Below are 7,933 nucleotides of genomic sequence, written 5' to 3' on the forward strand. Positions count from 1 at the left end.
CGGCGCGATCGAGGCGCTGCGCCGGCCCCAGCGGCGGCGCGGTCTGGTCGTCGTGATCAGCGACTTCCTCGGACCGGTCGACTGGGAACGTTCCCTGCGCGCCTTGTCCGGCCGGCACGACCTGCTCGCGGTCGAGGTGCTCGACCCTCGCGACCTCGAACTCCCGGATCTGGGCGACGTGGTGCTGCACGACCCGGAGACCGGACGCACCCGTGAGTTCACCACCACCGAACGGTTGCGTGCCGACTACGCCGCGGCCGCCGCCGAACACCGCACCGAGGTGCAGCAGGCCCTGCGCCGCTGCGGCGCCCCGCAGATGACGCTGCGCACCGACCGGGACTGGATCGAGGACATCGTCCGGTTCGTCGCCGCCCGCCGGCACAGCTTCGGTGCGCCGGCCAAGGGGGTCCGATGAGCTTCTCCGACTTCTCGTCACCGTGGTGGCTGCTGTTCCTCGTCGTCGTCGCGGCGCTCGCCGTCGGATACGTCCTCGTCCAGCGCCGCAAGCAGCGGCACGCGCTGCGCTTCAGCAATCTCGAGATGCTCGAGAAGGTCGCACCGAACCGGCCCGGCCCCGCCCGGCACATCCCGGTCGTCGCGCTGCTGTCCGCGCTGGCGCTGCTCACCGTCGCATTGGCGGGCCCGACCGCCGAGCAGCGCGTCCCGCGCAACCGGGCGACGGTGGTGCTGGTCATCGACGTGTCGCTGTCGATGGAGGCCACCGACGTCGCGCCGAACCGGCTCGTCGCCGCGCAGCAGGCCGCCAAACAGTTCGCCGACGACCTGACCCCCGGCATCAACCTCGGCCTGGTCGCGTTCTCCGGTACCGCATCCGTGCTGGTGTCGCCGACCACGAACCGCGAGGCCACCAAGTCGGCCATCGACCAGCTCACCCTCAGCGAACGCACCGCCACCGGCGAGGCGATCTTCACGGCGATGCAGTCCATCGACACGCTCGCCGCGGTGCTCGGCGGCGGTGACCAGGCGCCCCCGGCGCGGATCGTGCTGCTCTCCGACGGCAAGCAGACCGTGCCGGAGAGCCCCGACGACCCGCGCGGCGGCTTCACCGCGGCACGGCAGGCCGCCGACAAGGGCATCCCCGTGTCGACGATCTCCTTCGGTACCGAATACGGCACCGTGACCATCGAGGACGAACGGATCCCGGTGCCCGTCGACGACCCGTCGCTCAAGGAGATCGCCAACCTGTCCGGCGGCGCCTTCTTCACCGCGTCCAGCCTCGAGGAACTCGAGGACGCCTACGACACGCTCGAGGAACAGATCGGGTTCGAAACCACCCGCGGAGACGCCAGCCGGCCCTGGCTGGTGCTCGGAGTGCTCGCCGCCGCCGTAGGTCTCGGTGCGGCGCTGGTCCTGCGCCAGCGGCTGCCCTGACAGCTTCCTTCCTCTCGAGGTCCCGGCGGATCTCGAACGACCACCAGATAGGGTTCGACACCATGACCGACGCACCGACAGACGTTTCCGCTCCCGCCGGCCCGTCCCGCCGCGCCGAGACCCCACGCTCGGTTCTCGTCACCGGAGGCAACCGCGGCATCGGCCTGGCCGTCGCCCGGCGGCTGCAGGCCGACGGCCACAAGGTCGCCGTCACCCACCGCGGCTCGGGAGTGCCCGACGGATTGTTCGGCGTCGTCTGCGACGTCACCGACAGCGACTCCGTCGATGCCGCCTTCAAACAGGTGGAAGAGCACCAGGGACCCGTGGAGGTGCTCGTCGCCAACGCCGGCATCACCGACGACACGCTGCTCATGCGGATGACCGAGGAACAGTTCACGAAGGTCCTCGACGCCAACCTCACCGGCGCGTTCCGCTGCGCCAAGCGTGCCAACCGGGCCATGCTGCGCGGCCGCTGGGGCCGGATGATCTTCCTCGGTTCCGTCGTCGGCATGGCCGGGCAGGCCGGGCAGATCAACTACGCCTCCTCCAAGGCCGGCGTCATCGGCCTCGCCCGCTCGGTGACCCGCGAACTCGGGTCGCGATCGATCACCGCGAACGTCGTGGCGCCCGGCTTCATCGAAACCGACATGACCGCCGAGCTGTCCGACGATCTGCGCGACACCGCGAAGAAGTTCATCCCCCTGCAGCGCCTCGGCCGCCCGGAGGACGTGGCCGCCGTCGTCAGCTTCCTCGCCTCCGAGGACTCCGCATACGTGTCCGGCGCGGTCATCCCCGTCGACGGCGGCATGGGCATGGGGCACTGACGGCGCGAACGCCGCGACCGTAACCGACACTCACTGGAGGACCGACACACTCATGGGCGGACTGCTCGAGGGCAAGACCATTCTCGTCACCGGCATCATCACCGACTCGTCGATCGCGTTCCACACCGCGAAGGTGGCGCAGGAGCAGGGCGCGAAGGTGATCATCACCGGTTTCGACCGGCTTCGGCTGATCGACCGGATCGCGCAGCGGCTCCCGCAGCCGGTGCCGCCGGCGATCGAACTCGACGTGCAGAATCCCGAGCACCTCGCCGGGCTCGCCGACAAGGTGCGCGAACTGGCCCCGGAGGGCCTCGACGGCGTCGTGCACTCCATCGGATTCGCGCCGCGTTCGTGCCTGGGCAACCCGTTCCTCGACGCGCCCTGGTCCGATGTCGCCGTGGCCGTGGAGGTTTCGGCCTACTCGTACTCGGCGCTCGCCAAGGCACTGCTGCCGGTGCTCAAGGACAACGCGTCGATCGTCGGCATGGACTTCGATCCGGCGCGGGCCGTGCCGTTCTATAACTGGATGGGCGTGTCCAAGGCGACCCTCGAGGCCGTCAACCGGTACGTCGCCAAGGAGGTCGGAAGCCGCGGCATCCGCTCCAATCTGGTCGCCGCCGGGCCCATCAAGACCCTGGCCGCCAAGGCCATCGCCGGTGACGCCACCGGACCGGGCGCCGAGATGAACCGGCTCAACGAGGGCTGGTCCGCGGCCTCGCCCATCGGCTGGGACGTCGACGACCCCACCCCGGTCGCCAAGACCGTGTGCACCGTCCTGTCGGACTGGCTGCCGGGCACCACCGGTTCGATCGTCTACGTCGACGGCGGTTTCCACTCCCAGGTCGGCTTCGGCGCCTGAGCGGGACACCGATCATGACGAACACCCCCGAGCCGTACGACGCGCTGCTGTTGCTGTCGTTCGGCGGACCCGAACGCCCGGAGGACGTGCGTCCGTTCCTCGAGAACGTCACCCGCGGTCGCGGCATCCCCCCGGAGCGTCTCGAGGAGGTCGTGCAGCACTACCTGCACTTCGGGGGTGTCTCGCCGATCAACGCCCTGAACCGGGATCTGATCACCCGGATCGAAGCAGAGTTCGCCACGGCCGTGCTCGGGCTGCCGGTGTACTTCGGCAACCGGAACTGGCATCCGATGATCGAGGACACCGTCGCCGCGATGCGCGACGACGGCGTCCGCAACGCCCTGGTGTTCCCGACCTCGGCGTGGGGCGGATACTCCGGCTGCCGCCAGTACCACGAGGACATCGCGCGGGCCCGCGCCGCCGTCCCGGACGGTCCGGCACTGACGAAACTACGGCAGTTCTACGACCATCCGCTGTTCGTCGGAGCGGTCGCCGACGCGGTCCGGGCCGCCCGCACCGAACTGCCCGCCGACATGCGCGAGGACGCCCGGGTGGTGTTCACCGCGCACTCGATCCCGCTGTCCGCCGATCGCACCGGCGGCCCCGCCGACGCGAGCGGCCACCTCTACAGCCGGCAGGTCGCCGAGGCGGCCCGGCTCGTCGCCGACGCGGTCGGCATCGACGACTACGACCTGGTGTGGCAGTCGCGTTCCGGGCCGCCGCAGGTGCCGTGGCTCGAGCCGGACATCGTCGATCACCTCGACGCCCTGCATGCGCGCGGCGTGAATGCCGTGGTCGTGGTCCCGGTCGGTTTCGTGTCCGACCACCTCGAGGTCGTGTGGGACCTCGACACCGAGGCCAAGCAGAAGGCCGCCGACCTCGGAATGGGGTTCGTGCGGGCCGCGACCGCCGGTGCCGACGCCCGCTTCCCGCAGCTCGTCCGGATGCTCGTCGAGGAAGCGGCAGCCGGTAGGGAGCCGGAGCGGCTCGGTTCGGAACCGCTGCTCGGCGCCGGACGCAACGGCGCGTTGTGCGCGACCGGGTGCTGTCAGCTGCCGGCACGGCCGACACGCCCCGCGGCTCCCTGATTCCGCGTCACCCGCTGCTCTTCGCGGCGAGCGGGGAGTCGAACCAGCGCGGTAGGCTGCGGCGCAGGGTGACCGGTCCGTCGATCGCGACGGCACCCGACCGCAGGGCCTCCGACCACTGCCGTTCGCCGCGCCAGATCTCGGTGAGCGCCCGCAGATCCGCGGTGACCGCCACCGACTCCTCGAAACCGGGATCCACGTCGCACACGTCGACCTCGTCCGGGGTGATGACCAGCCACCACCGTCGTGACCCGCGCGGTGCGCCGGTGAACGCGAACCGCACCACCACCCGGTCCTGAGGGATCGCGGAGCGGTCGACGTGGCGGTGCATGTCCCACATCAGCAGCTTCGGATCCAGGTCCTCGTCGCCGAGCCGTCCGGTCCAGCGCGAGCCCCAGGCGCCGAGGGCATCCACCACCGCCTCGAGGTCCCGGCCGGCGGGGGTGAGCACGTAGCGGATGTCGCCACCGTCGGTGACCCGACGCACGATGCCCGCGGCCGTCAGCTGATGCAGCCGGGTGGACAGCAGCGACGGCGACATCCGCGGCAGCCCCCGCCGTAGTTCGTTGAATCGTTCGCTGCCGAGCACCAGTTCGCGCACCACCAGCAGCGTCCACCGTTCGTCGAACAGTTCCATCGCCTTCGCGACCGGGCAGAACTGGTGATAGGACGCGCCCATGTTCGAATGCTAGGCCGACGCGACCGGCCGTACCCGGTGATCGCGGTACAGATCCTGTACTGGAAGCGCTGCATCGCCCGTTCCTACAGTCGAAGCACGACCCGATCAGCTCCTCGAATCACGAATCGGGACGCATCCCGAAGCACGAGAAAGGAGGCCGGCGCACCCGCTCTCCCGCACGCACGCGGGAGGAGCCGCGCCGGAACACACGATGAGCGAAACAACGACAGTAACTACCGACGACCGTGCGTTGAAGGCGAAGCATCGGGCGATGTGGGCGCTCGGGGACTACCCGTCGGTCGCCACCGAGGTGATCCCGACGCTCGGCCCGATCCTGGTGTCCGCGTGCGAAGTCGGCGCGGGGGACCGGGTTCTCGACATTGCGGCAGGGTCGGGCAACGCGGCGATTCCCGCCGCGCTCACCGGGGCCACGGTGGTGGCGACGGATCTGACGCCGGAACTGTTCGACATGGGCCGGCGCGACGCCGCCGCGGCGGGCGCGACCCTCACCTGGCAGGAGGCCGACGCCGAGGCGCTCCCGTTCGACGACGCGAGTTTCGACGTCGCACTCTCCTGCGTCGGGGTCATGTTCGCGCCGCACCACCGGGCCGCCGCGGACGAACTGGTCCGTGTCACCCGGCCCGGCGGACGCATCGGGCTGCTGAGCTGGACCCCCGAGGGATTCATCGGCCGCATGTTCGCGACCATGAAGCCCTACGCGCCGCCGCCTCCGCCCGGTGCTCAGCCGCCGCCGCTGTGGGGGGACGAGCAGCACGTGCGGTCGCTGCTCGGTGACCGGGTCACCGACGTGCAGGCGCGCAATGAGAAGTTGCGGGTGGAGCGCTTCGGCAGCGGCGAGGAGTTCCGGGACTTCTTCAAGGCGGCATACGGGCCGACCATCGCGGTCTACCGGGCGATCGCCGACGAACCCGACCGCGTCGCCGCGCTCGACCGCGATCTGGCGGAGCTGGGACGCAGCTTCGACCAGGGCGGGGGAGCGATGGAGTGGGAATACCTGCTGCTAACCGCGCGACGCGCCGGCTGACCGGTCGCGATGTCACAACGCGGATCCGGTCTGCGCGACGGGTGCCAGGGGCTGCGGGGGTGCGTCGAGGCCGTGCACCGCACCGAAGTCGACGACGTTCGCATCGTCCGCACCGGCGAGGGCGTAGAGATCGTAGGTGCCCGTCGACGACGCCGGCGAGGTGAACGTCATCTTCTCCTCGTGGACCTCGCCGGGTTGCAGCGTCACCTCGATCGGGTCGGCGACGGTCGCGCCGAGTCCGCCCTCGGGCGCGCCGGCTCCGAGCCACACCCGGCCGGAGAACGGCTCGTCGCCGGCGGTGAGAAGCACCGTGGCCTCGGCCTCCCCGGTCGGGGTGGGCACCGCTTCGATCTCCAGCGACACCTCCACCGGAAGGTCGATGTCCGGGACCTGCGGGCGCGTCGACGACGGTGATCCGTCCCCGACATCGGGCCAGTCGTCCGCCCACACGATCCGGTCGATCAGAGCCTCGCGTCGCTGAGCGCCGCTGGGCAGCTTGATGTCCCGGCGCGGGCTCGCGTGGTAGACGATCCAGTCGTCGCCGGCGTCGTCGGTGACGACGCTGTTGTGGCCGGGTCCGGCCCAGCGGTCGCTGCCCGCGAGGATCAGCGCGCCACCACCGTCGCCGAGATCCTGACCCTTGTGGTCGAGATACGGCCCCGTCAGGGAGGTGGACCGGCCGGCAATCACCCGGTACGCGGTGTTGCCGCCGTTGCAGCAGTTCCCGGCCGAGACGAACAGATAGTAGAAACCGTTGCGGTGCACCACGAACGGGCCTTCGAACCGCTCGTCGGCGACCTTCACGGGTGTGCCGTCGGGCGCGGTGCCGTCCGGGGTGAGCGGAATCGCGTAGACGCCCTTGAAGTTTCCGACGAGCATCGTCTTCTCGGTGCCGTCGTCCCAGACGAACGGATCGATCGTGCCCTCGATTCCGAGGTCCTCGGCGCAGAACACCGGGCGGCCCAGATCCGTCCACGGTCCCGCCGGATCGGGGGAGGTCGCCAGGCCGATGCACGGATTCGAGACGTCGTTCAGCGAGTAGTACAGGTGGTACACCCCGTCGAATTCGTGGATGCTCGGCGCCCACGCGTGCTTGCCGGGATCGTGCCACGCGGGAGGTCGATCGAACACGTCACCGACGTACATCCAGTCCACGAGGTCGTGGGAGGTGAACATCGCCACGGTGTGCATCCCGCGGCCGTCACCCCAGTCGTCGGCCGTGCTGTAGAGGTAGAACGTGCCGTCCGGGGCGCGGAGAACCGACGGATCCGCGGCCACCGGTTCGACGACCGGGTTCGCGTGCGCCACCTGGGCGGGTGTGATCAGGGCGGCGAGCAACCCCAGGATCGCCGCCGCGATCCACCGTCCTCCGGAGCGGTGTCGGTCGGCGGGTGTTCGACGCGCCTGCGGCACGGTGATCCGATGGTTCAGCACGTCGCTCCTCGATCTCGGCCTGACCTGCCCGAAGTGCGACAAATGTATACGGATGTGACTGATGTGACAGCAGATGCGAAGGATCGACCGCGGTACCGTAACGCAACCGTGTCCTCGGCCGTGCGCCTTTGTGGCGGTCCCAGCCGCCATCAAGGCACACGGGCGGCGTCAGCCGCCTGTCGTCCGGCGACTGTGATGTCCGGCTTCGAGCGCCGCGGCGACCGCGCCCAGCCGGGCCTGCCGCACGGTGGTCAACAGCGGACGCAGCGCCGCCTCGCGGCTCGTCGCCGCGGACATCGACCCGGCCTGCAGTCCCGCGCCGCGCGCCGCGACGTCCAGGATCGCGGACACCTGGTCGGCGGAGTCGAGGATGCGCACGGCACGCACCGGAAGCGATTCGGGATAGCGGTGCCGGGCGTGCTGGGCGATCGCCTCGGCGATCTCCGCGCGCGGGTCGGATCGGCGACCGTCCGTGCCGACGGTCGGGATACCGGTCAGGGTCGCCGCGGCGTCGCGCACCGCCTCGCGCATCGTGAACTCGGCCTCGCCGAGACCGGGACGGTCCGGCGCATCCGGCAGGGTCGGCACCGCGAACACGGTCCAGCGCAGCAC

Annotated in this window: 7 protein-coding genes and 2 pseudogenes; 6 read left to right on the top strand and 3 right to left on the bottom strand. The window is 70.5% G+C overall.

Going from position 1 to position 7,933, the window contains the following annotated elements; all coding sequences use genetic code 11:
* From ACN675_RS26370 to ACN675_RS26390, 5 genes and pseudogenes are all read left to right on the top strand, one after another.
* A pseudogene (locus tag ACN675_RS26370) lies at window positions 1–415 on the top strand (DUF58 domain-containing protein); the annotation flags it as partial.
* Window positions 412–1,392 carry a VWA domain-containing protein gene (locus ACN675_RS26375; protein WP_420753636.1) on the top strand — a complete coding sequence of 327 codons (981 nt, stop codon included), beginning with the start codon at window positions 412–414 and terminating at the stop codon, window positions 1,390–1,392. The pseudogene ACN675_RS26370 and the gene ACN675_RS26375, both read left to right, overlap by 4 nt.
* A gap of 62 nt (window positions 1,393–1,454) precedes the next feature.
* Window positions 1,455–2,216, top strand: a complete 762-nt coding sequence (gene fabG1, locus ACN675_RS26380; protein WP_420753637.1) for a 3-oxoacyl-ACP reductase FabG1 — start codon at window positions 1,455–1,457, stop codon at window positions 2,214–2,216.
* Between the two features lie 52 nt (window positions 2,217–2,268).
* Window positions 2,269–3,075: an NADH-dependent enoyl-ACP reductase InhA gene (gene inhA, locus ACN675_RS26385; RefSeq protein ID WP_197253316.1), complete on the top strand. Its 807-nt coding sequence runs from the start codon at window positions 2,269–2,271 to the stop codon at window positions 3,073–3,075.
* A gap of 14 nt (window positions 3,076–3,089) precedes the next feature.
* Window positions 3,090–4,163, top strand: a complete 1,074-nt coding sequence (locus ACN675_RS26390) for a ferrochelatase (protein ID WP_420753638.1) — start codon at window positions 3,090–3,092, stop codon at window positions 4,161–4,163.
* Between the two features lie 7 nt (window positions 4,164–4,170).
* Here the strand turns inward: ACN675_RS26390 and ACN675_RS26395 are convergent, their stop codons facing one another.
* The gene (locus ACN675_RS26395; RefSeq protein WP_420753639.1) at window positions 4,171–4,842 is read right to left on the bottom strand and encodes a winged helix-turn-helix transcriptional regulator; all 672 of its coding nucleotides are present in this window, start codon (window positions 4,840–4,842) and stop codon (window positions 4,171–4,173) included.
* Window positions 4,843–5,053: 211 nt separating this feature from the next.
* On the opposite strand from ACN675_RS26395, the gene ACN675_RS26400 reads away from it, so the two are divergent.
* On the top strand, window positions 5,054–5,887 hold the full coding sequence (locus ACN675_RS26400) for a class I SAM-dependent methyltransferase (protein ID WP_420753640.1): 834 nt from the start codon (window positions 5,054–5,056) through the stop codon (window positions 5,885–5,887).
* 12 nt (window positions 5,888–5,899) lie between these two features.
* Here ACN675_RS26400 and ACN675_RS26405 read toward each other — a convergent pair whose 3' ends face one another.
* Together ACN675_RS26405 and ACN675_RS26410 are read right to left on the bottom strand one after the other, a co-directional pair.
* Complete coding sequence (locus tag ACN675_RS26405; protein WP_420753641.1) at window positions 5,900–7,321, bottom strand: family 43 glycosylhydrolase; 1,422 nt, start codon at window positions 7,319–7,321, stop codon at window positions 5,900–5,902.
* A gap of 168 nt (window positions 7,322–7,489) precedes the next feature.
* Window positions 7,490–7,933, bottom strand: a pseudogene (locus ACN675_RS26410) (hypothetical protein); the annotation flags it as partial.

The organism is Rhodococcus sp. O3 (genome assembly GCF_048897285.1).
GTDB lineage: Bacteria > Actinomycetota > Actinomycetes > Mycobacteriales > Mycobacteriaceae > Rhodococcus.

Coding starts and splice junctions, on each gene's coding strand:
- ACN675_RS26375 (WP_420753636.1), top strand. CDS start 412: ATGAGCTTCTCCGACTTCTCGTCACCGTGGTGGCTGCTGTTCCTCGTC.
- fabG1 (WP_420753637.1), top strand. CDS start 1,455: ATGACCGACGCACCGACAGACGTTTCCGCTCCCGCCGGCCCGTCCCGC.
- inhA (WP_197253316.1), top strand. CDS start 2,269: ATGGGCGGACTGCTCGAGGGCAAGACCATTCTCGTCACCGGCATCATC.
- ACN675_RS26390 (WP_420753638.1), top strand. CDS start 3,090: ATGACGAACACCCCCGAGCCGTACGACGCGCTGCTGTTGCTGTCGTTC.
- ACN675_RS26395 (WP_420753639.1), bottom strand. CDS start 4,842: ATGGGCGCGTCCTATCACCAGTTCTGCCCGGTCGCGAAGGCGATGGAA.
- ACN675_RS26400 (WP_420753640.1), top strand. CDS start 5,054: ATGAGCGAAACAACGACAGTAACTACCGACGACCGTGCGTTGAAGGCG.